Source organism: Mycolicibacterium pallens (assembly GCF_019456675.1).
Lineage (GTDB): Bacteria > Actinomycetota > Actinomycetes > Mycobacteriales > Mycobacteriaceae > Mycobacterium > Mycobacterium crocinum.
Genome location: NZ_CP080333.1, coordinates 3,998,111 through 4,021,894 on the forward strand (window position 1 = coordinate 3,998,111; position 23,784 = coordinate 4,021,894).

Consider the following 23,784-nt stretch of genomic DNA (forward strand, 5'->3'; position numbering starts at 1 on the left):
GCGCGTCAGCCCAGCGTTTCCGGGAACTGCGCGGGCTCCCCCAGCACGTGCTCGGCCAGGAACGCGGTGACGACCTGGTACCAGATCTTGGCGTGCTGCGGAGAGAGCACCCAGTGATTCTCCGACGGGAAGTACAGGAACCGGTGCGCCGAGGTGCCGTCGTCGGCGGCCGGCAGGCCGGAGGCGGTCAGCAGCTCGTACCACAGCCGCAGCGCCTCGCCGATCGGCACTCGATAGTCCTTGTCGCCGTGGATCACCAGCATCGGGGTGGTGATCTGCTCGACGAAACGGTGCGGCGAATTCGCTTGTGCCATAGCCGGTGTCATCTCCCGAGCCCAGTAGTAGGCGCCGTCGGTGGTCGGGCCGAACTGGTCGAGCGCCCACAGGCTCGCGTGCGTGACGATCGCCGCGAAGCGGTCGGTGTGGCCGGCCACCCAGTTCGCCATGTAGCCGCCGAACGACCCGCCCATGGCCGCGGTGCGGCTTTCGTCGATGCGTGGGTCGGCCACCGCGGCGTCGACGGCGGCCATCAGATCCTCGTAGGGCGGCCCGCCCCACGCACTCCAGCCGCGCTGGATGAAGTCCTGCCCGTATCCGGTCGACAGTGCGGGATCGGGCAGCAGCACCGCATACCCGCGCGCGGCCATCAGCCACGGATTCCACCGCCAGGACCACACGTTCCAGCTACCCAACGGCCCGCCGTGGATCCACAGCAGCAGCGGCGCAGGCTGCTGTGAGGAGGGCAGCACCAGCCACGACCGCACCGATGTGCCGTCAGCGGCGGTGGCGACGAGCTCGGTCAAGTCACCCGGCAGCTCCGGGGTGTCCACACACGGCAGCTCGGTGATCGTTCCGCCGGGGTCGATGCGCACGGGATGCGGTGGCGCCGCGTAGGAGGTCCGCAGCGCGTAGATGGTGCCGTCCGGCGCGGCGATGACGTTGCTGTAGCTGAAGTCGTCGGCGGTGGCCTGACGGACGTCGCCGTCGAGGCTGACCGCGAAGACCGGGCACCGGCCGTTGTCGTCGGCGGTCACCAGGATCGCCGCGCCGTCGTGCGCCCAGGTCACCGATGCCGGCCACCGGTCCCACCCGGCGGCGAGCTCCAACCAGCGCCCCGACCCTAAACCGAGTTGGCACAACGTGATTCGGGGAGCTTGCTCGGGTGTGGAGGCGGTTTCCCGCGTGAAGGCCACCTGTGTTCCGTCCGGCGATATGGCGGGGTGCTCCAGGTCGGCGAAGCGATCGTCGGCGATCACGGAGCGTTCGCCGGTCTGCAGGTCTATGCGCATCAACACCGACCGCAGTGCCACGCCCGGTGCGGGCACCCGCCAGGTCGCCACCGCGAAGGTGCCGTCCGGGCTGACGGCGAAATCCGCCTCGCCGAGGGCCGGCCCGGGGTTTCGGGTCACGTCGGTGAGCTCGCCGTCGGCGCCGACCCGGAACAGGTGGGTCTGCTCCGGCCCCAGGTCCTTGTCCCAGTGCCGCACCGGATAACCGGTGTGCAGGATCGCGCTAATCTTGTTGTCTCTCCGCAGTTTTCGCAGTCGACGCTCTTCGTCGACGGTGTCCGACGACGGCAGCAGCGGGGCACCGATCACGACCGCGGGTGCGCTGCGCGCCGTGCGCACGGCGGTGATGCCGGCCGGCAGTTCGGCCAGCTGGACGGACTCTCCACCCGCGGCCGGCAGCAGCCACAGCGCGGACGGCGGCTTGTCGTCGTCCTCGGTCGGGCGGACCGCGGTGAACAAGAGATCACCGTCGGCGGTGAACGCCGGTGCGGCTTCGCCTTTCGCACCGCGCGTCAGACGACGCGCCGGGGCCACCCCCGCGGGGTCGAGCTCCCAGAGCGCGGTGACGTATTCGGTCTTGGCGGCGTTGAGTTCGGCGATGGTCGTGACGACGCGCGATCCGTCCGCCGATACCGCCAGCCCGGAAACGCGCGGCAGGGCGATGTAGTCGTCGAGATCGTGGAATGGGCCCGAGGTCATGCCCCGTTGGTAGCACACGCCCCGTAGGTTCATCCCATGGCCGAGATCGCAGTCGTCGGAGCGGGCATTGCCGGACTCGCCACGGCTGCGGCGCTGACCCAGCGCGGTCATTCCGTCACAGTGATCGAAGAACGCACCGACACCAGCTCGGGTGCCGGCATCAGTATCTGGCCCAACGCGCTCGCCGCCCTCGACCACCTCGGCCTCGGTGATCAGGTGCGGGCCGCAGGCGGGCGGATCACCGCGGGTGCCATGCGCTGGAAGGACGGCCGGTGGCTGCGGCGCCCCGCCGGTGAGCGGATCGTCACGGCGTTGGGCGAACCGCTGGTGGTCCTGCAGCGCGCCGCACTACGCGACATCCTCACCGGAGCGCGCGCGGCGGGAACCGTCGTCGACGGGCTGGCGGTCCGCGAGCTGAGCTCCATACCCACCGGGATGCGGCTGCACCTCACGGACTCCTCCACCCGCGACGTCGACGCGGTGGTCGGTGCCGACGGCACCGGTTCGGTGGTGGCCCGCCACCTCAACGGCCCGCTGCCGCACCGCTACGCCGGGTACACGGCCTGGCGCGGGGTCGCGGCGTTCTCCATCGACCCCGACTTGGCGGGCGAGACCATGGGCGCCGGGGCGGAGGTCGGCCACGTCCCGATGGGAGCCGACCGGACGTACTGGTTCGCGACTGAACGCGCTGCGGAGGGCGCGTCGGCGCCACAGGGCGAGCTCGCGTATCTGCGGGCCAAGTTCGGGTCGTGGGCCGCGCCGATCCCCGCGATGCTGGCCGCCACCGAGCCCGCCGGCGTGCTGCGCAACGACCTCTACGACCGCAGCCCCGCCGCACGCTGGGCGGCGGGACCGGTGGTGCTGGTCGGCGACGCCGCCCACCCCATGCGGCCGCATCTGGGCCAGGGCGGCTGTCAGGCGCTGGAGGATGCCGCCGTCCTGGGCGCGTTCGTCGAGCTGTCCCCCGATCTGCCGGCGGCCTTCGCCGCGTTCGCATCGTTTCGCCGCAGCCGAGTGCGAGCGATCGCCAGGGAATCCCGGTTCATCGGCCGGGTGGTCAATCTGCGGCCGGCGGCGTTGAGCGCGCTGGCCAGCCGGGCATCCGTCGTCTTGCCGGAGTTCGTGGTGACCCGCCACTTGGCGTCGATCGCCGCGCGGTCGGCATTCCGGCTGCCCACACGCAACGACGCCCAGCTGGCCTGAGCCGCTGGGCGTCGTCCGCGAGATTTTAGTGGAGTCCGAGGGCGTTGGCGATCGCGCGGCCCGGATCGTGGAAGGCCTGGCACATCTTGTTGAAGTCGATCGACTTGAACGGGCCGCTCATGACATTGGCGCACGCACCGCCCTGAGCCGGGGCGGCACCAGCGGAGACCGGGGTGGCGAACGCCGGGGTGCCGGCGGCCTGACCGCACTTGGGCCATGCGCCCATGCCCTGCTTGCGGGCGACGTTCTCGGCGACCCGGATCTGCTCCTCACGCGATGCGTGGGCGGCGCTGCCGATACCGCCGTTGGCCTTCCAGGTGGCGTCGCTGAACTGCAGGCCACCGGAGAACCCGTTGCCGGTGTTGGCGGCCCAGTTGCCACCGGACTCGCACTGTGCGACCGCGTCCCAGTTCACACCGCTGTCTGCACTGGCATTTCCCATGCTCAGAACGAATCCGGCGAGGGCAAGCGCTCCGGAGATGACTGCGAGGGTGACGATCCTGCGCAAAGTGCTCATTGGTGTGTCCCTTCCCGACAAAGGGGGCACTGGTGTGCCGCTGTGATGTGAATCGCAGCTCGTGATGCATTTGTTACGGGCGCGTCGATTGATTTCTCTGAGAAATTTGATAAGGAAGTGGCCCAAGAAATAAGGGTGGCGCCGGATCCTCGATCCGGCGCCACCCTTAAGAGAGCTGAATCAGCCGCGTCGGCCGCACACCGGCCAGGCGCCACGGCCCTGGCTACGCAGGACGTTCTCCGCCACGCGGATCTGCTCCTCGCGCGAAGCCTGGTGCGGCGAGCCCGAACCACCGTTGGCGCGCCAGGTGCCCAAGGTGAACTGCAGGCCGCCGTAGTAGCCGTTACCCGTGTTGATCGCCCAGTTGCCGCCGGACTCGCACGCTGCGACCGCGTCCCAGTTCATTCCGTCGGCCGAAGCGGTGCCGGTGCCGATGGTCAGGGGAGCGATGACGGCTGCGCCACCGATGGCGGCCATGCCGAGAGAGCGAGCGAGTGTCTTGCGGACGTTGTTCAACGGTTTTCCTTTCGCCGCGCACGCGCCAACAACCGGTCCGTCGTTTCCGACGGTGCAGTCCTTCACGGACATCCGGAATTCGGGTCGCGCCGTCTCGGTCGGGCACGACAGCGGCGGCCGGCATCACCGCGGAATCACTTCACCCGGTGACCCACAGAAGGACCCCTAGGTCCTCCCCGGCCCCGCTCACACGCAGGGTTCAATGTGTGGAGTCATATCTGCAGTTGTTTGCTCCCTAAAGGGATCGGGTAGGACCGTACAAAGCCTCACAAGCGAAGTCACATCAGCGACGCGCTTATCTCGGTCAGATCACGGGATGGTTACGACCGGAAGCTATGAGTTGTCTGTGCAGGTCAGATCGGCATTTCGCGAGCAGGCATTTTGTTGACACGCCCGTAAATTCAGTGACGTTAATCACGCACAATTTGTGGCCTGCGACACAGATTATTGATAACGCAAGGCTTCAGATTTTGCGAAATTCGCAGATCCCAGCAGGCAACCCCGTCCCACCTGCCCCAATGGTCCCGTCATCGCGAAAGTGGTTAGCTAGCAGCCCCGTCGACCACATGGGTCACGTCCCGTGGGGTGGTGTAAGAGCGGTCGCGTGTTCGCGTGAGGCTCTGCGGTAGTCACTATGCCGTGAGTGCTGCTGTGGCGGCAACTGTTTCGGCGTTGTCCTCGCTGCTGGTGTTGAGCAGGGCCAGGGTGGTTTCGGAGAGGTAGCGCTTGTCGGCGACCTGCCATTCATCGTGGGCCTCGACCAGGACCGAGCCGGCCAGACGTAGCAGTGCGGCGGGGTTGGGGAAGACACCGACGACGTCGGTGCGGCGTTTGATCTCCTTGTTGAGCCGTTCCAGGGGGTTGGTCGACCAGATCTTCTTCCAGTGCGGCACAGGGAAATCGGCGAACGCGGTGATGTCCTCGGCGGCCTGGCGCAGCATCGTCTCGACCTTGGGGAACTGGCGGCCGAGCATGCCGGCGATGGTGTCGAGCTGGTCACGGACATGCTCGGCGTCGGGCTGGGCGAAGATCGTGCGGATCGCTGCGGCCACCATCTCCGCCGATCCCTTGGGCACCTGGGCCAGCAGGTTGCGCAGGAAATGCACCCGACATCTCTGCCAGGCCGATCCGATCAGGACCGCCTCGATCGCCGAGCGCAGGCCGGCGTGGGCATCGGAGATTACCAACTGCACCCCGGCCAGGCCGCGGGACTTCAGCGACCGCAAGAACGCCGTCCAGAACGCGCCGTCCTCGCTGTCGCCGACCTCAAAGCCCAGCACTTCGCGCCGTCCGTCGGCGGCCACCCCGGTGGCGATGACCACCGCCTGGGAGACCACCCGGTGATTGACCCGGGCCTTGCAGTAAGTGGCATCGAGGAACACATACGGGAAGCGCTGCTCGCCCAGTGGCCGGTCTCGGAAGGCGCCGACCTCGGTGTCAAGGTCTTTGCAGATTCGGGATACCTCGCTTTTGGAGATCCCGGTATCGGCGCCCAGCGCCTTGATCAGATCGTCGACCTTGCGGGTGGAGGTGCCGTGCAGGTAGGCCTCCATCACCACCGCGAACAGGCACTGATCGACCCGGCGGCGGCGCTCCAACAAAGCGGGGAAGAACGATCCCGAGCGCAGCTTGGGGATGCGTAACTCCAGATCCCCGGCCGTCGTGGACAGCGTGCGCAGCCGTGAGCCGTTGCGCTGGTTGGTGCGGGTCTCGGTGCGCTCGTGAGGCTCGGCGCCGATGTACGCGCTCAACTCCGCCTCGATCAGCGCCTGATAGATCGTCTCCGCAGCTTGCTTGATCCGCTCCCCGGCATCGGCGGTGCGCAGTGCATCAAGCACCTCCAACAAGGCAGACTGGTCCAGGGCCATCGCGATGTTCCTCTCGGTAGTGATCCTTGGTCGTTTCACCACAGAGACTCACGCGATGGCCCTCTTACGTCAGCACCGACACGCCGCCACTACTTACACCACCCCCAGAGACGTGAACACCACATGCAGCCGCGGCTGATTTCTCCGCGCCGACGCAGCGCCGTGCCGGAAGCGCTGGACACCTCGGCGAGATCCATCAAATGCTGTGCGAATTACGTTGCCGCTCAAGCGGTCCTGATATCCGAATCGGGCGCCCGGACCGGCAGCCGAATTCCGGTCTCGATCGAATTCTCGATCGAGACTGCTATCGACGCGAATGCCGATTATCCGGCGATTTGCTGCGCCAGATCGGTCGGCGAATTGACGTTGGCCAGCGACCGACTTTCCGGGATCACGATCCGCTGAGTGACGACCGTGTCCGCCAGCGCGCGCATGCTTCTCTGCCCGGCCGAAACCAAGGCATCGATGTGGTCCGCCAGGTCGGTGCGGTAGATACCGGCCAAGTAATGATCGCGGCCATCCCAGGGCAACACGATGTCGACACCCCGATGAGGCGCGAGTTCGTCGATGACGTCAGTGGACAGAAAAGGCATGTCGACGGCGCAGACGAAGGCACGCTCCACCCCGGCCGCGGCGGCGGCCCGAAGCCCGCGTCCGGTGGCCAACAGCGGTCCCACGCCCCGCACCTCATCACGCAACACCTGCGCGTTCAGCGCGGGCAGCGCCTGACCGGGTGCGGCGATCACGAACACCGGCGTACAGCGGGAGCTCAGCACGGCGACGGTGTACTCGACCATCGTGGTGCCGCCGTCGGGATGCGGCAGCGTGGCTTTGTCCCGGCCCATGCGCCGCGACGCCCCACCAGCCAGTACTACGGCGGCCAGCGGGGCGGGCGTGCTCACGGGTGCGTCTGGGCCCGGTTAGTCGACGGTCCAGGTGTCGCGGCCACGCAGCAGCGATTGCAGCGCATGCCGGCCGTGCTGGGTGGCCTCGCGCGCCAGGCGAACCTGGTCGCGGGCGGCGTCGTCGTACGTCGGCCGGTTGACCTGACGGAAGACACCCATCACGGTGTGCTCGAGGTTCTGGTCGCTCAGCCGCGACAGCGCGAACGCGTACGCGGAGTCCGCGATCGTCGCGTCGTGCACCACGATGTCGGAGGCCGCCACGTCGGCGGTCTTCGCGACGTCCAGCCCGAATCCGGTCCTGACCACGCAGTACTCGCCGTTTGCGCCGAACGTGACCGGCTCGCCCTGGCGGACGTTGATGATCCGCTCCTCGGCGCCTTCCTTGCGAAGCAAGTCGAAGGAACCGTCGTTGAAGATCGGGCAGTCCTGCATGATCTCGACCAGCGCGGCGCCGCGGTGCTCGGCAGCCGCCTTCAGCACCTCGGACAGGCCCTTGCGGTCGGAGTCCAGCGCCCGGCCGACGAACGTCGCCTCGGCGCCCAGCGCCAGCGAGACCGGGTTGAACGGATGATCCAGCGAGCCCATCGGGGTGGACTTGGTGACCTTGCCGACCTCGGAGGTCGGTGAGTACTGGCCCTTGGTCAACCCGTAGATCCGGTTGTTGAACAGCAGGATCGTGATGTTGACGTTGCGGCGCAGCGCATGGATCAGGTGGTTGCCACCGATCGAGAGGGCGTCACCGTCACCGGTCACCACCCACACCGACAGATCCGGCCGGGCCAGCGCCAAGCCGGTGGCGATGGTCGGGGCGCGACCATGGATCGAGTGGAAGCCGTAGGTCTCCAGGTAGTACGGGAAGCGGCTCGAGCAGCCGATGCCGCTGATGAACGCGATGTTCTCCCGGCGCAGACCCAGATCCGGCAGGAAGTTGCGGATCGTGTTCAGGATGACGTAGTCCCCGCAACCGGGGCACCAGCGGACCTCCTGGTCACTGGTGAAGTCCTTGGCCTTCTGCGGCTCGTCGGTGGTCGGCACCCACGCCGTCTTGGACACACTCGGTGCCAGCAGGTCCGAGCCGATCAGGTCAGTCATGCGTTCACTCCCGCGCCAACATCTGTGCCGGTACTCACGGTAGCTGCCGCAAGCCTGGCGAATTTCGCTTTGTCGCTTTCCTTTTCAGCCAGCGTCCCGTCGAGCGCGGCATCGATGATGCCTTCCAGCTCGTCGGCCAGGAACGCCATGCCCTCCACCTTGGTGACCGACTGGACGTCGACCAGATACGTGCCGCGCAGCAGCAGCGCCAGCTGGCCGAGGTTCATCTCCGGGACCACCACGTTCGGGTACTTGCGCAGTACCTCGCCGAGGTTGGCCGGCAGCGGGTTGAGGTGCCGCAGGTGCGCCTGGGCGACCTTGATGCCGCGTCGACGCGCCCGTCGGCATGCTTCACCGATCGGCCCGAACGAGCTTCCCCATCCGAGGATCAGCAACTCGGCATCACCGGTCGGGTCGTCGACGGTGATGTCGGGCACCGTGATGCCGGCGATCTTGGCCTGCCGCAACCGGACCATGAGGTCGTGGTTGGCGGGCTCGTAGGAGATGTTGCCGGACCCGTTGGCCGACTCCAGACCGCCGATGCGGTGCTCCAGCCCGGGCGTGCCCGGAACCGCGAACTGGCGAGCCAGCGTCTCCGGGTCGCGGGCGTAAGGCTGGAATGGCTCGCCGGCCTTGGCGTGGTTGGACTCGATCGGCTCGAATTCGCCGATGTCCGGGATGCGCCACGGCTCTGAGCCGTTGGCGATCGCGCCATCGGACAGCAGGATCACCGGCGTGCGGTAGGTCAGCGCGATGCGGGCGGCCTCGATGGCCACCTCGAAGCAGTCCGACGGGGTGCTGGCGGCCAGCACAGCCACCGGCGATTCGCCGTTGCGGCCGAACATCACCTGCAGCAGATCGGCCTGCTCGGTCTTGGTCGGCAGGCCGGTGGACGGCCCGCCACGCTGCACATCGATCACCAGCAGCGGCAGCTCTGCCATCATGGCCAGGCCGATGGCCTCGGACTTCAGCGAGATGCCCGGGCCCGACGTGCTCGTCACGCCCAGCGCGCCGCCGTAGGACGCGCCGATCGCGGCGCCGACGCCGGCGATCTCGTCCTCGGCCTGGAAGGTCAGGACGTTGAAGTTCTTGTGCTTGGACAGCTCGTGCAGGATGTCCGACGCCGGGGTGATCGGGTAGGTGCCGAGCACCACCTGGGTGTCGGCGAGCTGACCGGCGGCGATCACGCCGTAGGCCAGGGCCGTGTTGCCGGAGATCTGCCGGTACTCGCCCGGGGCCAGCTTGGCCGGGGAGATCTCGTAGGTGGTGCCGAACGCCTCGGTGGTCTCGCCGTAGTTCCAGCCCGCCTTCAGCGCGAGGACATTGGCCTCGGCGACATCGGGCTTGCGGGCGAACTTCTCCCGGATGAACGTCTCGCTGGTCTCGATCGGCCGGCCGTACATCCACGACAGCAGCCCGAGCGCGAACATGTTCTTGGCGCGCTGGCCGTCCTTCTTGGTGGCGCCGATCGCCTCGACGGCACCGAGGGTCAGCGTGGTCATCGCAACGGCCTGCACGACGTAGTCGTCGAGCTCACCGGTTTCGAGCGGGTTGTTCTCGTAGCCGACCTTCGCGAGGTTGCGCTTGGTGAACTCGTCGGAGTTCGCGATCACCAGACCACCGCGCGGCAGGTCGCCGATGTTGGCCTTCAGCGCCGCGGGGTTCATCGCGACCAGCACGTCGGGGCGGTCACCGGCGGTGAGGATGTCGTAGTCGGCGATCTGGATCTGGAAGGACGAGACGCCGGGGAGCGTGCCCTGTGGCGCGCGGATCTCGGCGGGGTAATTCGGTTGGGTCGCAAGGTCATTGCCGAACAGCGCGGCCTCAGAGGTGAAGCGGTCACCGGTCAGCTGCATGCCGTCGCCGGAGTCACCGGCGAACCGGATGACGACCTTTTCGAGCTTCTGCCGGTTACCCGTAGCTCCGTTGCCGTTCGGACCCACGTGCCCGCCTTTCGTCCTGTCCCGCCGGGCGTAGATTCAGCGTCGCTGTCAGCTGGACGCGCCGACGGAATCGACAGCCCAGGAGTTGCTGTCACTCGCAGTACCGATTATTGCACTTTCTTAGGCAAGCCCTACCGCGCCTCGCGAGTGACACGCCGCGCGGCCTGCGCCGAAGTCACAGCTCACAGACATGATCGACCGCCGCACGAGACAAAAGTGTGTCGTTCGTCACTCTTCGAGAACGGCATTCTCTAAGAGAAGTGGCTACTGGCGAGTAGCTCTCAGTTGCGGCGCGCCCCCAGGCGTTTTTCGAGTTCACCGGCGACCAGTTCGCTGGCTTTTTCGGCCGCGACACTCGGGTCGGCACCGGCGGCCCGGTTTGCCACGTAACAGGTGGTGAACATGTCACCGGCGCCGGTCGTCTGCACGCCGTCGACTCGCCACGCGGCTGGCACCCGCACGCGGGTGTCACCCGTATAGATGTCACAGCCCTCGGAGCCGTAGGTGACCAGGATTTCGGGCACGCCCAGGCGCGCCGCGGTCGATTCGTCGAAGGGTCCGTCGGCGACGATGACGGCCTCGTCCTCGGCGAGCTTGAGGATGGACAGGTGCGCCAGCAGCTCTGGCGGGTAATGGCGGTCGACCACCAGCGGTCCGAGCCGATCGGCGCGAACCAGGCCCTGGCCGTCATAGGCCACCCGGTGACCGCGCTCCGCCAGCAGCGCCAGCGTCTCGGCGGGGAAGTCGGTACGCAGCAGAGGCGCCAGGTGAATCCACGTCGTCTCCGGATCCGCCGCTTCCACCTCCGCCGCGCTCCACACCGGGCCGATAGCCTCCACCGACATCCGGCGATGATCGACGTCCTCATAATCCAGCCGGAACGCGCTCGTGCACTCCGCGGGCAGGATCCGGATCAGCGAGCCGAACCGGTCGAGCAGCGGCTCGAACAGCGCGTGGTCCTCGTCGGCGGCCAAGGCGACGATCCCGCCCGGTCCCCCGGTGGCCGCCACGGCCACCCCGGAGAACGACGCACACCCGCCCGGGGTCTTCGGCCCGCCGTTGATCACGTCGACGGCCAGATTGCCCAGCACGGTGACACCGGCAACGAGCTCGGCGCGGTGTCGTGCCACGGATCGTTCTCCTCTATCTTTTGCGGGTTCAGGCGATTTCTATCGTCGCCGTCGGCGCGGAATGCTAGTCGCGGTTTCTTCGAATCGACGACTCGGCGAGCTCAGCCCGGCAGGTTGTACGGGGTGATCACCTGGATCGGGACGGGTCGGGCGGCCTCGCTCGGTAGCGCGCGGTGCTGCTGCAGAATCAGCCGCATCGCCTGCCGGGCGTCGGCGCGCAGATCGTTGTGCAGCACCGCCGAAATCCGACCGTCGCGCAACAGCCTGCGGTTGTCGGCGTCGAGGTCGTGGGCGATGAAGACTCTGCAGACTCGTCCCAATTGTTCGAACGCCGCCAGCGTCGCGGTGTTGCCGCCGCCGACGGAATACACGGCCGCCACGTCGGGGTGACGCTCGAGCGCGTCGACCACCAGACGTTCGATGGTGGCGTCGATCCCGTCGCTGTCACTGACCTCGACAATGCCGCGCCCGGATTTGCGCAGCCCCGTGCGGAATCCGACCTCGCGTTCGGCCTCACCCCGAAACACCGTGCGGCTCAACGTGATCAGCACGTCGCCGGACCTCTCGCCGAGCCACTGGTCCATCAGGTAGGCCGCGGTGACTCCGGCCCCGTGGTTGTCGATGCCGACGTAGGCGCAGCGCGCACTTGCCGGGACGTCGGTCGCGTAGGTCACCACCGGAACGCCACTGGCCACCAGCCGGTCGACGGCCTCGGCCACCTCGGGTTCGTCCTGCGCCTTGAGGACGACCCCGTGACTGCCCTTGATCCGGGCGAGGGTTTCCACCATCTGGTCCGTCGACCCGGACTCCCACAGGTGAAAACGGGCGCGCAGCATGGCCGGTGCGAACGCGGGCAGCTCGGCCTCGACCGCGGCACGGAAGGCATCGGAGAACCGCTGGGGCGTCTGCATCACCACGTCGAGCAGGAAACGGCGCCCGTTGAGCCGCAACTGCGATTGCTGCTTCTCGAGATCGTCGATCGCCTGCAGCACCTCGGCGCGGGTGGCCGCTCGGACCCCGGGCCGGTCGTTGAGCACCCGGTCGACGGTCGCCTCGGACAACCCGGACTGCTGGGCGATCTCGCGGACCTTGAAGCGGTGCGCCATGTTTCGCACTCTACGGCTCTGATGGCTTTTTGATGGGTTTCTGGTGTTGATTGCGGTTTGGATCACAGCAAGACTTGCCGCATGGTCGAGGTGAGTGAACGGGCGCAGCCGTGGTTGAGCGAGGCGGCATTTCAGCTCGACGAGCTGCGGACGCTCACCGAGCGAGACACTGATCTGAGTGCCTACCCGCACGCCGCCGAAGTGCGACAGAACGTGCTGGTGTACTCCGCCGCCGAGATGGCGCGCGCCGACCGGCGGGCGTTGCAGGCCGAACTCATCACGGCGCTGGCCGAGGGACCCGGCGTGGTCGTCTTCGCGGGTGCGTTCCCGGCCCCGGTCGTCGATGCCGCGAGCGCGGCATTTTCGGCGCTGATCGCCGATCAGCGGCGGACCGGCGGCGCGGCCGGTGACCATTTCGGCGCGGCGGGCGCCAATGACCGGGTGTGGAACGCCGCCCAGAAACTCGCGCTGCACTCCCCCGAGGTCTACGCCGACTACTACGCCAACGACCCGCTGGCCCTGGTCTGCCAGGCCTGGCTCGGCCCGCGGTACCAGGTGACCTCTCAAGTCAATGTCGTGAATCCCAGTGGCGCCGCGCAGGTTCCGCACCGTGACTACCATCTCGGGTTCGTCGCACCCGGCCAGCTCACCGACTACCCCGCGCACGTGCACCGGCTGTCGCCGACGCTGACTCTGCAGGGCGCGGTCGCGCACACCGACATGCCACTGGAGAGCGGGCCGACCATGCTGCTGCCGTATTCGCAGCTGTTCGAGGGCGGCTACGTCGCGTTCAACCGTCCGGAGTTCATCGATTACTTTGCCGCACACCATGTTCAGATACCGTTGAGCAAGGGCGACGCGGTGTTCTTCAATCCCGCGCTCTATCACGGCGCGGGCGCCAACACGTCCGCTGATGTGCGCCGGATGGCCAATCTGTTGCAGATCTCCTCGCCGTTCGGCCGGGCGATGGAAGCACTGGACCGGACCGCGATGGTGCGTGCGGTGTACCCCGCGCTGCGGGCCATGAAGCTTGCGGGCCGATCGCCGGCGGAGGTGCTCAACGCCGTGGTGGCCACTGCCGAGGGCTATCCCTTCCCCACCAACCTGGACCGCGATCAGCCGATCGGAAGTTTGGCGCCGCCAAGCCAAGTCGACGTCGTGCTGGCCGCACTGGCCGACGACCTGACCCCCGAAGCACTCGACGTCGCGCTGCGCGACCAGAACGAACGGAGAATTCCATGACGACACTCGGTGTCATCGGCCTCGGCCGGATCGGTGCCTTTCACACCGACACACTGAGTCAACTCGACGGCGTCGACGGACTCGTCGTCACCGACGAGCGTCCCGATGTCGTCGCCCAGGTTGCGACGAAATACGGTGTGCGATCCGTCGATTCGGTCGAGGCCTTGCTGGCGGCCGGTATCGACGGCGTCGTCGTCTCGGCGGCGACCCCGGCGCACGCCGAACTGACGCTCGCCGCCGTCGAACGCGGGTTGCCCACGTTCTGCGAGAAGCCGGTGGCCTCCACCGCCGCCGAGAGCGCCAGAGTCGCCACCGCGATCGCGCGAGCCGGCGTGCCGGTGCAGATCGGCTATCAACGCCGGTTCGACGCCGCGTTCGCCGCGGCCAAGGCCGCCGTCGACACCGGTTCCCTGGGCCCGCTGCACACCGTCCGCAGCACCACGATGGATCCCGCTCCCCCGCCGATGGACTACATCGCCGGCTCCGGCGGCATCTTCCGCGACTGTGCGGTCCACGATTTCGACACCGTCCGCTGGATCACCGGGCAGGAAGCCGTCGAGGTCTACGCCACCGGAACCGTGCAGGGCGATCCGCTGTTCGCCGACTACGAGGACGTCGACACCGCGGCGGTGGTGGTCCGGTTCGAGGGCGGCGCGCTCGGGGTCATCTCCAACGCGCGCTACAACGGCCGCGGCTACGACTGCCGGCTGGAGGTACACGGGTTCAACGACACCATCGTCGCCGGCTGGGACCAGGGCGTTCCGGTGCGAAACGCCGACGCCCGCAACGACTTTCCCACCGGGCAGCCGCACCACTTCTTCATGGACCGCTTCACCGAGGCGTTCCGCACCGAACTCAGCGGATTCGTCGACGTTGTCAAGGGCGGCCCGGTGCGCGGGGCCACCGTGGCCGACGCCGTCGAGGTCGCCTGGATCGCCGAAGCCGCCACCGAGTCGCTGCGTCGCGGCCGGCCCGTTCGTATCAAGGAGGTACGCCAGTGAAGATCGCCGGAGCCCCGATTTCGTGGGGTGTGTGCGAAGTGCCGGGGTGGGGCTATCAGCTCGACCCGGAGCGGGTGCTGTCCGAAATGGGTCAGGCCGGCCTATCGGCCACCGAGCTCGGCCCGGAGGGTTTCCTGCCCGCCGAGCCGGGCGAGCTGACTGCCGTGCTGAATCGACACGGCCTGAGCTGTGTCGGCAGCTTCGCGCCGGTGGTGCTGCACGACGCCGGCCACGACCCGGTTCCCGACGTTACCGGTGTGCTGGATTCCCTTGTGGCCGCGGGTGGTTCGATGCTCGTGCTCGCCGCGGCCACCGGCACCGACGGCTATGACTCGCGGCCCGACCTGGATGACGACCAATGGTCGACGCTGCTGACCAATCTCGACCGGCTGGCGGCCGCTGCCGCCGAGCGCGGCATCACCGCGGTGCTGCACCCCCATGTGGGCACGCTTGCCGAGACCGGCGAGGAGGTGGCCCGGGTGCTGGCCGGGTCGACGATCTCGCTGTGCCTGGACACCGGGCACCTGCTGATCGGCGGCACCGACCCACTGCAGCTGGCCCGCGCGGTGCCCGGCCGGATCGCGCACACCCATCTCAAAGACGTCGACGCGGCGCTGGCCGCACGGGTGCAATCCGGCGAGCTGACCTACACCGAGGCGGTGGCCCAGGGCATGTACACCCCGCTGGGCACCGGTGATGTCGATATCGCCGGCATCGTTGCGACATTGCGGGACAACGGCTTCGACGGGTGGTTTGTGCTCGAGCAGGACACCATCCTGGACGGTGAGCCCAGCGGCCAAGGCCCGCTGCGCGATGTGCTGGCCAGCGTCGCCTACCTGCAGAAGGTCGCCGGCGGCGTGCCTGCATGAGTCTGCGCATCGGCGTGCTCGGCGCCTCCCGCATCGCCGAGCAGGCGATCGTCGGGCCGGCCCGCGAGTTGGGGCACCGGCTCACGGTGGTGGCCGCCCGCGATCCGCAGCGCGCCCGCCGGTTCGCCGACGCGTACGGCGTGGAGCGGGTCGCGGCCGGCTATGCCGACGTGATCGAGGACCCGCACGTCGACGTCGTCTACAACCCTCTGGCCAACGCCCTACACGCGCCGTGGAACCTGGCCGCGATCAAGGCCGGCAAGCCGGTGCTCACCGAAAAGCCGTTCGCGCGCAACCACACCGAGGCATACGACGTCGCCGAGGCGGCGGGGGCTGCGGGTGTCAGCGTGCTGGAGGGTTTCCACTACCTGTTCCATCCTGTGACGCAGCGGATGTTCGAGCTGGCGGTCGGCGGCGAGCTCGGCGAGATCCGCCACGTCGAGGTGCGGATGGCGATGCCGGCACCCGAAGCCGGTGACCCGCGCTGGTCGCTGGAGCTGGCCGGCGGGGCGCTGATGGACCTCGGCTGCTATGGCCTGCACATCATGCGTCAGCTCGGCGCCCGCGGCCTTGGCCGTCCGTCGATCACTGCCGCCCACGCCTCGCAGCACAGTCCCGGCGTCGACGAGTGGTGCGATGTCGAGCTGCGCTTCCCATCCGGCGCCACCGGCTGCAGCGCCAATACCATGACGGCAGAGGCGTATTCGTTCACCATCAAGCTCGTCGGCACCAAAGGTGACGCCCTGGCCCACGACTTCATCAAGCCCCACACCGATGACCGCGTCACCATCCGCACGCCGGGCGGAACCAGCGTCGAACACCTGGGCACTCGCCCGTCATACACCTACCAACTCGAGGTGTTCGCCGCCCACGTCCTCCACGGCGAAGCGCTGCCCATCGGTATCGAGGACGCCGTGCAGAACATGCACTACGTGGACGCCGCCTATCGCGCGGCGGGTATGTCGCCGCGCTGACACTTCTGCGGCGGGCCGCCATCGGGCACGATGGCAGACATGCCGCAATCCTTTCCCGACGGCCACTGGGGACGAGAAGACATCTCCCCGCTGTTCAAGCCGGTGTTCGCCCTCGCCTCGACCGCGGCGGGGTCGCGGTTCATCAGGGCTCTCGTGCCGATGGATCGTCGCGTGCTGCGGGCCACCAAGGGCAAGTACACCTTGTTCGGCCCGACCTCGATGCCTGAACTGTTGCTGACCACGACGGGCCGCAAGTCCGGCCAGCCGCGGCTGTCGGCGCTGAGCTATCTGCGCGACGGCGACAGCCTGTTGGTGCTGGGCAGCACTTCGGCCAGCAGCATCACCCGGCGTGGACTCTGAATCTGCTCGCCAACCCGAAGGCCACCGTGGCCATCAACGGCACCGAGATCCCGGTGACCGCAGCCTTGTTGACGGGTGCGGAGCGCGATGCCGCACTTGCGCGCTTCCTGGCCTACCCGATGTATCAGGCCTATCGCACCCGGACCGACCGGGAGCTGCGGCTGTTCGCGCTGACGCCCCGCTGACTCAGCGGCCGAGCTCGTGCGACAGTGCCTCGAGCTCGTCACCGCCGGCCATCTGCTGGGTCAGGTGCTCCAGCGTGATCTCGTCGTAGGCGCAGTCCAGCTTCTGGCGGCCACGGTTGAGCAACACGAAGTGGTCACCGACCATGTGCGCGTGGTGCGGATTGTGGGTGATGAACACGACGCCGAAGCCGGCCTCTTTGGCGGCGGTGATGTATTTGAGCACCACGCCGGACTGCTTGACGCCGAGCGCGGCGGTCGGCTCGTCGAGGATCAGTACTCGCGCGCCAAAGAACACCGCACGGGCGATCGCCACGCACTGGCGCTGACCGCCGGACAGTGAGCCGATCGGCACGTCGACGTCGGGCAGGTCGATGCCCATCTTCGACAGCTCGGTCAGCGTGGTGGCCCTCATCGCGTTGGAGTCCAGCGCCCACGGGAAGCTCTTTTTGCGAATCTCCTGTCCCAAGAAGAAGTTTCGCCACACCGGCATCAGGGGGACGACGGCGAGGTTCTGGTACACCGTGGCGATGCCCTTGTCCAAGGCGTCGGCGGGTGAGGTGAACCTCGTGGGTTCGCCGTCGACCAGCAGCTCGCCTTCGGTCTGCTGGTGCAACCCCGCGATGATCTTGATCAGCGTGGACTTGCCCGCGCCGTTGTCACCGAGGATGCCGGTCACCTCACCGGCGTGCACACGCAGCGAGATGTCCTTGAGCGCGGTGATGTTGCCGTAGGTCTTGCAGACGTCTTTCAGCTCGACGAGCGGCACCTTGCCGCCGGACGGCGCTTCTTCGGTGGGACGGTCCATGGTCGCGGTCACTCTTCTCTCACCTCTTGGCGGCGTAGTTACGGAAGGCGTTGTTGGCGATCACCGCGAACAGCAGCATCGCGCCGAGGAAGAACTTGAACCAGTCGGGGTTCCAGCCCGCGTAGACGATGCCCTGGTTGGTCATACCGAAGATGAACGCACCGATGGCGGCCCCGACGGCGGTGCCATACCCACCGGTCAGCAGGCAGCCACCGATGACCGCGGCGATGATGTAGAAGAACTCGTTACCGATGCCCTGGCCGGACTGCACCGTGTTGAACGCGAACAGCAGATGCATGCCGACGAACCAGGCGCAGAAGCCGACGAACATGAACATCCCGATCTTGACCTTGGTCACCGGAACACCCACCGCGCGAGCGCTTTCCGCGTCACCGCCGACCGCGAAGATCCAGTTGCCGATCTTGGTCTTGAACAGCACCCAGGTGGCCACCGCGGTGAAGACCAGCCACCACACGACCGTGATGCGAATGCTCACACCGAACAGGGTGAACGATGAGGCGAACACCTTCTGCGCGGAATCCCAGCCTTCCATGTCGTTCACGCTCTGCGTGGCCACCTGCCCGGCAAGGAGTTTGGTGACGGCGAGGTTGATGCCGGCCAGCATGAAGAAGGTGCTCAGCGTGATGAGGAACGACGGAATCTTGGTCTTCATCACCAGGAAGCCGTTCAAGAAGCCGACTCCCAGCGCCAGGATCAGCGCCAGGCCGGCGCCCGCCCACAGATTGAGGTGCAGATTGTAGGACAGCATCGACGCCGCCAGCGAGCTGAAGGTCACCGCGACTCCGGTCGACAGGTCGAACTCACCGCCGATCATCAGGACGGCGACGCCACAGGCCATGATCCCGATGGTCGAGCTGGCGTACAGCACGGTGGCCAGTGACGAGGCCTGCCGGAAGGGATCGGCAACGATCAGGAAGAAGACGAAGATCCCGACGGCACCGATACCCGCCCCCATCTCCGGCCGAATCAGCAGGCGCTGCAGGCGATTCCGCTCCTTGACCCGTTCGTCACGAACGACCTTGTGATCGCCGACCTCGAGATCTGCTTGCGTAGTCATTGCTCTTCTCCGCCGATCGCTACCGGGTTCCGCCCTTGGCCAATTCGGCCACGGCGTCGATGTTGGACTTGTCGATGAAGGACGGCCCGGTCAGGGTCGCCTGACCGCCACCGATCAGGTTCTTGTTGTTCAGGAACAACCACAGCGAGTCGATCGCGAGGTAGCCCTGAAGGTAGGGCTGCTGATCGACAGCCCACTGGACGTCGCCCTTCTTGATGGCATCGACGAGTGCGGCGTTGGTGTCGAAGGTGACGATATTGGCCTTGCTGTTGGCGTTGTTCTTGGAGACCACGGCGGTCAGCGCGATCGGTGCACCCAGCGCGACGACGGTGTCGATCGACGGATCCTGCTGCAGCTTGGCGGTGATCGTCGACTCGACCGACGGCATGTCCTTGCTGTTGACGTTCAACAATTCGGTCTGGCCCTTGAAGCCCTGGGTGACGCCCGCGCACCGGGCTTCCAGAGAGACCTGACCCTGCTCTTGAATCACGCAGAGCGCCTTCTTCGCGCCGTCGGCGGTCAGGCGCTCACCCGCGGCGACCCCGGCCAGCTTCTCGTCCTGACCGAAGTACTCCTGGACGCCCATCGACTTCCAGTTGTCGAACCCGGAGTTGAACGCCACCACCGGAATGCCCTTCGCCTCGGCCGCCTTGACCGCGGGCGCCATCGCGTCCGGCTTGGCCAGCGTGACGGCGATGCCCTTGACGCCGCTGTCGATCGCGCTCTGAACCAGGTTGGCCTGGTTCGGCGCCTCAGGGTCGTTGGAGTAACGCAGCTCGATGTTGTCCTTCTTGGCTGCGGTCTCGGCGCCCTTGCGGACCAGGTCCCAGAACGAGTCACCGGGTACCTCGTGGGTGATCATCGCGACGGTGAAACGCGGGGTATCGACGGTGCCGCCGCCCGAACCGCTGCCATTGCCCCGCGGTTTACCGCCGGTGGCAGAGCAGGCGGCCAACCCGATCACGAGCGCGCTCACGCCTGCCACGGCCGCTAGCCGATTGAATCTCATGCCGACTCCTTGTCCTCATCGCACACGACACGCCTTGCCTCGATGTAATACGGCTCACAGCAGAAAGTCAAGACTTTGTTAGGACATTCGGACTGCAGGTCAAATGTTAGGGTGCTGCCATGACCGACTTCGACCTCGCCGTTTGCGCCGAGATGGTGTTCCGCGACCTGCCGATTCTCGAGCGGGTGCGGCGCATCGACGCACTCGGCTTCGCGGTGGAGATCTGGAGCTGGCACGGCAAGGACCTGGCCGCGCTGGCCGCCACCGGTGCACGGTTCTCCTCGATGACCGGCTACCTGCACGGCGACCTGATCGACCCGGCGAGCGCCGACGAGGTGGTGCAGACCGCCGAGCTCAGCATCAAAGCCGCTGAGACACTTGGTGTGCCGCGGCTCAACCTGCACACCGCCGAACTCGTCGACGGTCAGGCCGCCCGCCCGCGGCAGCGGGCCACCGGACAGATGTGGCTGACCGCCCAGCGCACACTGGAACGGATCGGTGAACTCGGCGCGAAGGCCGGCGTCACGTTTTGCGTGGAGAATCTGAACACGATCGTCGACCATCCCGGGGTCCCGCTGGCCCGCGCCAAGGACACGCTGGCGCTCATCGAGGGCGTCGACCACCCGAACGTCAAGATGATGTTGGATCTCTATCACGCGCAAATCGGCGAGGGGAACCTCGTCGAGCTGGTCCGCCGCTGCGGCCCGGCGATCGGCGAGATCCAGGTCGCCGACGTCCCCGGCCGCTGCGAACCGGGCACCGGTGAGATTTACTACCCCGCGATCGCAACGGCATTGCGCGACATGGGTTATCGCGGCACGATCGGCCTCGAGGCATGGGCGTCCGGGGACAGCGACGAGGCACTGAGGGCATTCCGCGCCGCCTTTTCCTGACTCAGTAGCGCGCCCACCGGACGATGACGGTCCCGTCGCCGCCGACCAGGATGCCGCGGCGCTGCATGGTGATCTCGACGTGGTGATCGGCCGCGGCGATGCGCCGCGCCGGCCCGCCCACCAGTTTGGGGCTCGTGGTCAGACACAACTCGTCGATCTCGTTGTCCGACACCAGCTGTGAGAACAGTGTGGGTCCACCTTCGACGAGCACCCGATGCAACCCCAGCGCACCAAGCCCCTCCCGGATCGCGGCCGACGCGACCCGCCCGTCCGCGATCTCGATGACGTGTGCCCGGGATTGGGTGAGGACACGCCGGGCGTCCGCGTCCGCGCTCGCGGACACGAACACCACTGGCGGTGCCACCGCATTGCTCAGCACCGCGGGCGGGACGACACCGCGACTGGACACCACGGCCACCGGCAACCCGGCGGCCAACCCGCGCGACAGCCGCCAGGCCTGAGCATCCGGGCCCAATGCAAGGTTCTCGTACGGCTTGGACTTCGCCGTCGTCGCGCCAACCAGCACCACATCGGCGACCTCACGCAGCTGGCCGAACACCCGCCGATCGGTCGGTGTGCCGAGCTTGCGCCCAGAACCCTCGAGCGTCACCGCGCCGTCGATGCTGGCGATGAAGTTGGCGCGGAACAGCGGATGCTGCAACCCGTCCGGGTACGCGAGGAGGTCGCGCAACCCGTCGTCGGTCAGCGACTCGGCCTCGTGCACTGTCGAATGCGGTGTTCCGGCAAGGGCGGTCATAGCGGCACGCTCACATCACCTCGAACCGGAAGCGCCGTACGGGTGGCGCGTTGTCGTTCGACCAGGAACAGTGCGGTCACTCCGCCCAACGCGGCGGCGACCGCCGGCAGCACCATCGACAGCGACATGGCCCCGGCCACCGAGGGTCCGCCGGCGAGAAGGGCCGCGGTCAACGCGGCGACACTGGCACTGGACAGCGCCGCGCCAAGGTGCCTCGCCGTATTACACAAAGCCGATCCGGCGCCCGCGAGCTCCGCGGGCAACGCACGAGATGCGATGACCGCCAACGGTTCCCAGGTGAAGGCACCAGCCGCACCCACCGTCGCCAGCGGTAGCACCAGCTGCCACACCGGCGTGTTGGGCGCCATCTCCAGCGCCAGCCAGAACAACGCGACCGCCAGCAGTGCGAATCCGATGATCACGACCGGGCGGGGATCCACGCGGTCGACGACCATCCCGACCACGGGCGCCAGGCCAACGGTCGCAACAGCCATCGGCGCGGTGAGCAGCGCGGCGCGCACCGGCGAAAGCCCATACGCCTCTTCGAGAAAGATCATCAGCGGCACCACGAACGCCACGAAGGCGAAACTGACCAGAGCAATGCCGGCATTGGACAGAATGAAGTTCCGATGACGGACCAGCCCCAGCGGAATCAATGGTTCGTTCGGGTTGATCGCCTGCCAACCGAAGAAGGCCACGAGCAACGCCACCCCACCGACGAGTGCGAGCCCGATCAATGGCGACCAGCTGTCGCGCTGGCCCTCCTGCAGCCCGAACACGATGAGGCCGATACCGGCGCTCGACAGCAGCACCCCGAGGACGTCCATAGGCAGACGGCGGCCGGGCAGCGCCGGGACGAGCCACACCGCAAGCCCGAACCCGAGTGCGCCGATCGGGGCGTTGATGAAAAAGATCCACCGCCAGCCCAACTCGTCCATGAGCACACCACCGAGGATCGGCCCGGTGAACAGGCCCAGCCCCGTGGTGGCGCCCCAGACGCTCATCGCCATGCCGCGCCGCTCGGCGGGGAACATGCGGGTGATCGCGGTGAAGATCTGCGGGGCCAGCAGCGCCGCACCCGCACCCTGGACGACACGCGCCGTGGTCAGCATTCCGATCGACGACGCCAGCCCACACCACACCGACGACACGCTGAAGATCGCCAACCCGACCAGATAGACCTGCTTGGGCCCGAACCGGTCACCGAGCCGGCCACCGATCAGCAGCAGCGCCGCGAATGCCAGTAGATAGCCGCTCGTCGCCCATAGGACCGAGCCGTAGTCGACGTCGAAGTCGTCCTTGAGGACCGGGTTGGCCACCGCGACGACGGTCGAATCCACAACGATCAGAAACAGCCCGACCATCAGTGCCCACAGCGCGCGGAACGAGCGGCTCTCTGTCACTGTCCCCCCGCCGATTCGACGCAGCCGGAAAGTGGAATTGTCACACGCGTCGGGCGAGTTAGCCGATCAAATCAAAATTCTCGAATCATCAACGCCGCGAGCGGGTTTCGATGTCCAATCGGCCGGTATTTGCCATGTGCGCAAATCTGTCGTCATTGTGCACCGTGGCCCGCTCATTTTAGGATCGGGAGCAGTTCGCCGAAACTGTCAGCGGTCGACGAGCGTGGTGTCGAAGTAGTACCGGGCCGCGCGATAGCAATGTGTACCGAACTCGACCGCCCGACCGGAATCGTCGAACGCGGTGCGATCCATGGTCAACAACGGAGCACCGGGTTTCTCGTCGAGCAACTTCGCTTCGCTGCGGCTGGCCGCCTTGGCGCCGATACGCTGACTGGCCAACCGGATGTGTACGCCCCGGCCGCGCAGCGACTGGTACAGCCCGCTTCGCTCGAGTTCCTCGGCGTCCGGGGCGATCTCGACCGGAAGGTAATTGGTCATCAGGGCCAGCGGCTCGCCGTTGGCGCACCGCAGTCGCTTGATGCAGGCGACCTCGCGGCCTTCGGCCAGGCTGAGCTCGCGGGCGACATCCTCGTCGGGTGGGCCGACGCGGTACTCCAGCAGCTGGGTGGTCGGTTCCTGACCCGCGCGGGACAGGTCGTCGAACAAGCTGGTCAGTTCGACCCTGCGGTGCACCGGATTCTGGACGACCTGCGTGCCGACACCACGCTTGCGCACCAGCAGACCCTTGTCGACGAGCTCCTGGATCGCACGCCTCGTGGTGGGTCGGGACAGAGTCAGGCGTTTGGCCAAAGCGAGTTCGTTTTCGAACCGGTCGCCGGGCGCGAGTTCGCCACTGCGGATAGCAGCCTCGATGGCCTGGGCGAGCTGATAGTAGAGGGGAACGGGACTTGACCTGTCCAATTCGACCGCCAACGGCACA

Annotated in this window: 21 protein-coding genes and 1 pseudogene; 7 read left to right on the forward strand and 15 right to left on the reverse strand. The window is 67.3% G+C overall.

The annotated features are described in order from the left end of the window. Positions 1 to 5: 5 nt before the first annotated feature. Positions 6 to 1,988 (reverse strand): S9 family peptidase, encoded by a 1,983-nt coding sequence (locus K0O64_RS19595; RefSeq protein WP_220045676.1) that lies wholly within the window; start codon positions 1,986 to 1,988, stop codon positions 6 to 8. Positions 1,989 to 2,024: 36 nt separating this feature from the next. Here K0O64_RS19595 and K0O64_RS19600 point away from each other — a divergent pair, with 36 nt between their 5' ends. After that, positions 2,025 to 3,191, forward strand: a complete 1,167-nt coding sequence (locus K0O64_RS19600; protein ID WP_220045677.1) for an FAD-dependent oxidoreductase — start codon at positions 2,025 to 2,027, stop codon at positions 3,189 to 3,191. Positions 3,192 to 3,216: 25 nt separating this feature from the next. On the opposite strand, the gene K0O64_RS19605 is transcribed toward K0O64_RS19600, so the two are convergent. The 8 genes from K0O64_RS19605 to K0O64_RS19640 all read right to left on the reverse strand — a co-directional run bounded on the left by K0O64_RS19605 (position 3,217) and on the right by K0O64_RS19640 (position 12,268). Further along, the gene (locus K0O64_RS19605; RefSeq protein WP_071943091.1) at positions 3,217 to 3,708 is read right to left on the reverse strand and encodes a transglycosylase family protein; all 492 of its coding nucleotides are present in this window, start codon (positions 3,706 to 3,708) and stop codon (positions 3,217 to 3,219) included. A 180-nt stretch (positions 3,709 to 3,888) separates the two neighbouring features. Next, positions 3,889 to 4,224: a transglycosylase family protein gene (locus K0O64_RS19610; RefSeq protein WP_071949702.1), complete on the reverse strand. Its 336-nt coding sequence runs from the start codon at positions 4,222 to 4,224 to the stop codon at positions 3,889 to 3,891. A 632-nt stretch (positions 4,225 to 4,856) separates the two neighbouring features. Then, positions 4,857 to 6,092, reverse strand: coding sequence for an IS256 family transposase (locus K0O64_RS19615; protein ID WP_071942680.1), 1,236 nt, complete (start codon positions 6,090 to 6,092; stop codon positions 4,857 to 4,859). Positions 6,093 to 6,415: 323 nt separating this feature from the next. Continuing rightward, on the reverse strand, positions 6,416 to 6,994 hold the full coding sequence (mobA, locus tag K0O64_RS19620; RefSeq protein ID WP_071943089.1) for a molybdenum cofactor guanylyltransferase: 579 nt from the start codon (positions 6,992 to 6,994) through the stop codon (positions 6,416 to 6,418). Positions 6,995 to 7,012: 18 nt separating this feature from the next. After that, positions 7,013 to 8,089, reverse strand: a complete 1,077-nt coding sequence (locus tag K0O64_RS19625) for a 2-oxoacid:ferredoxin oxidoreductase subunit beta (RefSeq protein WP_220045678.1) — start codon at positions 8,087 to 8,089, stop codon at positions 7,013 to 7,015. Next, complete coding sequence (locus K0O64_RS19630) at positions 8,086 to 10,032, reverse strand: 2-oxoacid:acceptor oxidoreductase subunit alpha (RefSeq protein WP_071943085.1); 1,947 nt, start codon at positions 10,030 to 10,032, stop codon at positions 8,086 to 8,088. Before K0O64_RS19630 ends, K0O64_RS19625 begins: the two co-directional genes overlap by 4 nt. 281 nt (positions 10,033 to 10,313) lie before the next feature. Continuing rightward, entirely contained in the window at positions 10,314 to 11,162 is an 849-nt protein-coding gene (locus K0O64_RS19635) for a PfkB family carbohydrate kinase (protein WP_096311822.1), read from the reverse strand. A gap of 101 nt (positions 11,163 to 11,263) precedes the next feature. After that, the gene (locus K0O64_RS19640) at positions 11,264 to 12,268 is read right to left on the reverse strand and encodes a LacI family DNA-binding transcriptional regulator (protein WP_096311823.1); all 1,005 of its coding nucleotides are present in this window, start codon (positions 12,266 to 12,268) and stop codon (positions 11,264 to 11,266) included. A gap of 81 nt (positions 12,269 to 12,349) precedes the next feature. On the opposite strand from K0O64_RS19640, the gene K0O64_RS19645 reads away from it, so the two are divergent. The 5 genes and pseudogenes from K0O64_RS19645 (at position 12,350) to K0O64_RS30380 (ending at position 16,899) form a co-directional block, all read left to right on the forward strand. Continuing rightward, positions 12,350 to 13,510, forward strand: coding sequence for a phytanoyl-CoA dioxygenase family protein (locus K0O64_RS19645; protein ID WP_096311824.1), 1,161 nt, complete (start codon positions 12,350 to 12,352; stop codon positions 13,508 to 13,510). After that, positions 13,507 to 14,511: a Gfo/Idh/MocA family protein gene (locus K0O64_RS19650; protein ID WP_096311825.1), complete on the forward strand. Its 1,005-nt coding sequence runs from the start codon at positions 13,507 to 13,509 to the stop codon at positions 14,509 to 14,511. Before K0O64_RS19645 ends, K0O64_RS19650 begins: the two co-directional genes overlap by 4 nt. Next, positions 14,508 to 15,380 (forward strand): sugar phosphate isomerase/epimerase family protein, encoded by an 873-nt coding sequence (locus tag K0O64_RS19655; RefSeq protein WP_096311826.1) that lies wholly within the window; start codon positions 14,508 to 14,510, stop codon positions 15,378 to 15,380. The genes K0O64_RS19650 and K0O64_RS19655 overlap by 4 nt, the downstream gene beginning before the upstream one ends. Next, the gene (locus K0O64_RS19660; protein WP_096311827.1) at positions 15,377 to 16,354 is read left to right on the forward strand and encodes a Gfo/Idh/MocA family protein; all 978 of its coding nucleotides are present in this window, start codon (positions 15,377 to 15,379) and stop codon (positions 16,352 to 16,354) included. Before K0O64_RS19655 ends, K0O64_RS19660 begins: the two co-directional genes overlap by 4 nt. A 39-nt stretch (positions 16,355 to 16,393) precedes the next feature. Next, a pseudogene (locus K0O64_RS30380) lies at positions 16,394 to 16,899 on the forward strand (nitroreductase family deazaflavin-dependent oxidoreductase). Between the two features lies 1 nt (position 16,900). Here K0O64_RS30380 and K0O64_RS19670 read toward each other — a convergent pair. From K0O64_RS19670 to K0O64_RS19680, 3 genes are read right to left on the reverse strand one after another with little or no spacing between them, the layout of a single operon-like run. After that, complete coding sequence (locus K0O64_RS19670) at positions 16,901 to 17,704, reverse strand: ATP-binding cassette domain-containing protein (protein ID WP_396928466.1); 804 nt, start codon at positions 17,702 to 17,704, stop codon at positions 16,901 to 16,903. Positions 17,705 to 17,723: 19 nt separating this feature from the next. Further along, a complete protein-coding gene (locus tag K0O64_RS19675; RefSeq protein ID WP_071943070.1) occupies positions 17,724 to 18,782 on the reverse strand; it encodes an ABC transporter permease in 1,059 nt (352 codons plus the stop codon). Positions 18,783 to 18,801: 19 nt separating this feature from the next. Beyond that, positions 18,802 to 19,791 carry a substrate-binding domain-containing protein gene (locus K0O64_RS19680; protein WP_096311828.1) on the reverse strand — a complete coding sequence of 330 codons (990 nt, stop codon included), beginning with the start codon at positions 19,789 to 19,791 and terminating at the stop codon, positions 18,802 to 18,804. A gap of 119 nt (positions 19,792 to 19,910) precedes the next feature. Between K0O64_RS19680 and K0O64_RS19685 the strand changes: the two genes are divergently transcribed. Further along, positions 19,911 to 20,684 (forward strand): TIM barrel protein, encoded by a 774-nt coding sequence (locus K0O64_RS19685; protein WP_096311829.1) that lies wholly within the window; start codon positions 19,911 to 19,913, stop codon positions 20,682 to 20,684. Position 20,685: 1 nt separating this feature from the next. Here K0O64_RS19685 and K0O64_RS19690 read toward each other — a convergent pair whose 3' ends face one another. From K0O64_RS19690 to K0O64_RS19700, 3 genes are all read right to left on the reverse strand, one after another. Beyond that, complete coding sequence (locus tag K0O64_RS19690; RefSeq protein WP_096311830.1) at positions 20,686 to 21,441, reverse strand: dihydrofolate reductase family protein; 756 nt, start codon at positions 21,439 to 21,441, stop codon at positions 20,686 to 20,688. Beyond that, positions 21,438 to 22,844 carry a DHA2 family efflux MFS transporter permease subunit gene (locus K0O64_RS19695; protein ID WP_225933489.1) on the reverse strand — a complete coding sequence of 469 codons (1,407 nt, stop codon included), beginning with the start codon at positions 22,842 to 22,844 and terminating at the stop codon, positions 21,438 to 21,440. Before K0O64_RS19695 ends, K0O64_RS19690 begins: the two co-directional genes overlap by 4 nt. A 207-nt stretch (positions 22,845 to 23,051) precedes the next feature. After that, a complete protein-coding gene (locus K0O64_RS19700; protein ID WP_071949701.1) occupies positions 23,052 to 23,783 on the reverse strand; it encodes a GntR family transcriptional regulator in 732 nt (243 codons plus the stop codon). Between the last annotated feature and the right edge of the window lies 1 nt (position 23,784).

Bases quoted from the DNA above. Each gene is read 5' to 3' on its own strand.
- K0O64_RS19595 (WP_220045676.1), bottom strand. From the start codon at position 1,988: ATGACCTCGGGCCCATTCCACGATCTCGACGACTACATCGCCCTGCCG.
- K0O64_RS19600 (WP_220045677.1), top strand. From the start codon at position 2,025: ATGGCCGAGATCGCAGTCGTCGGAGCGGGCATTGCCGGACTCGCCACG.
- K0O64_RS19605 (WP_071943091.1), bottom strand. From the start codon at position 3,708: ATGAGCACTTTGCGCAGGATCGTCACCCTCGCAGTCATCTCCGGAGCG.
- K0O64_RS19615 (WP_071942680.1), bottom strand. From the start codon at position 6,092: ATGGCCCTGGACCAGTCTGCCTTGTTGGAGGTGCTTGATGCACTGCGC.
- K0O64_RS19625 (WP_220045678.1), bottom strand. From the start codon at position 8,089: ATGACTGACCTGATCGGCTCGGACCTGCTGGCACCGAGTGTGTCCAAG.
- K0O64_RS19640 (WP_096311823.1), bottom strand. From the start codon at position 12,268: ATGGCGCACCGCTTCAAGGTCCGCGAGATCGCCCAGCAGTCCGGGTTG.
- K0O64_RS19645 (WP_096311824.1), top strand. From the start codon at position 12,350: ATGGTCGAGGTGAGTGAACGGGCGCAGCCGTGGTTGAGCGAGGCGGCA.
- K0O64_RS19650 (WP_096311825.1), top strand. From the start codon at position 13,507: ATGACGACACTCGGTGTCATCGGCCTCGGCCGGATCGGTGCCTTTCAC.
- K0O64_RS19660 (WP_096311827.1), top strand. From the start codon at position 15,377: ATGAGTCTGCGCATCGGCGTGCTCGGCGCCTCCCGCATCGCCGAGCAG.
- K0O64_RS19670 (WP_396928466.1), bottom strand. From the start codon at position 17,704: ATGGACCGTCCCACCGAAGAAGCGCCGTCCGGCGGCAAGGTGCCGCTC.
- K0O64_RS19675 (WP_071943070.1), bottom strand. From the start codon at position 18,782: ATGACTACGCAAGCAGATCTCGAGGTCGGCGATCACAAGGTCGTTCGT.
- K0O64_RS19680 (WP_096311828.1), bottom strand. From the start codon at position 19,791: ATGAGATTCAATCGGCTAGCGGCCGTGGCAGGCGTGAGCGCGCTCGTG.
- K0O64_RS19685 (WP_096311829.1), top strand. From the start codon at position 19,911: ATGACCGACTTCGACCTCGCCGTTTGCGCCGAGATGGTGTTCCGCGAC.
- K0O64_RS19690 (WP_096311830.1), bottom strand. From the start codon at position 21,441: ATGACCGCCCTTGCCGGAACACCGCATTCGACAGTGCACGAGGCCGAG.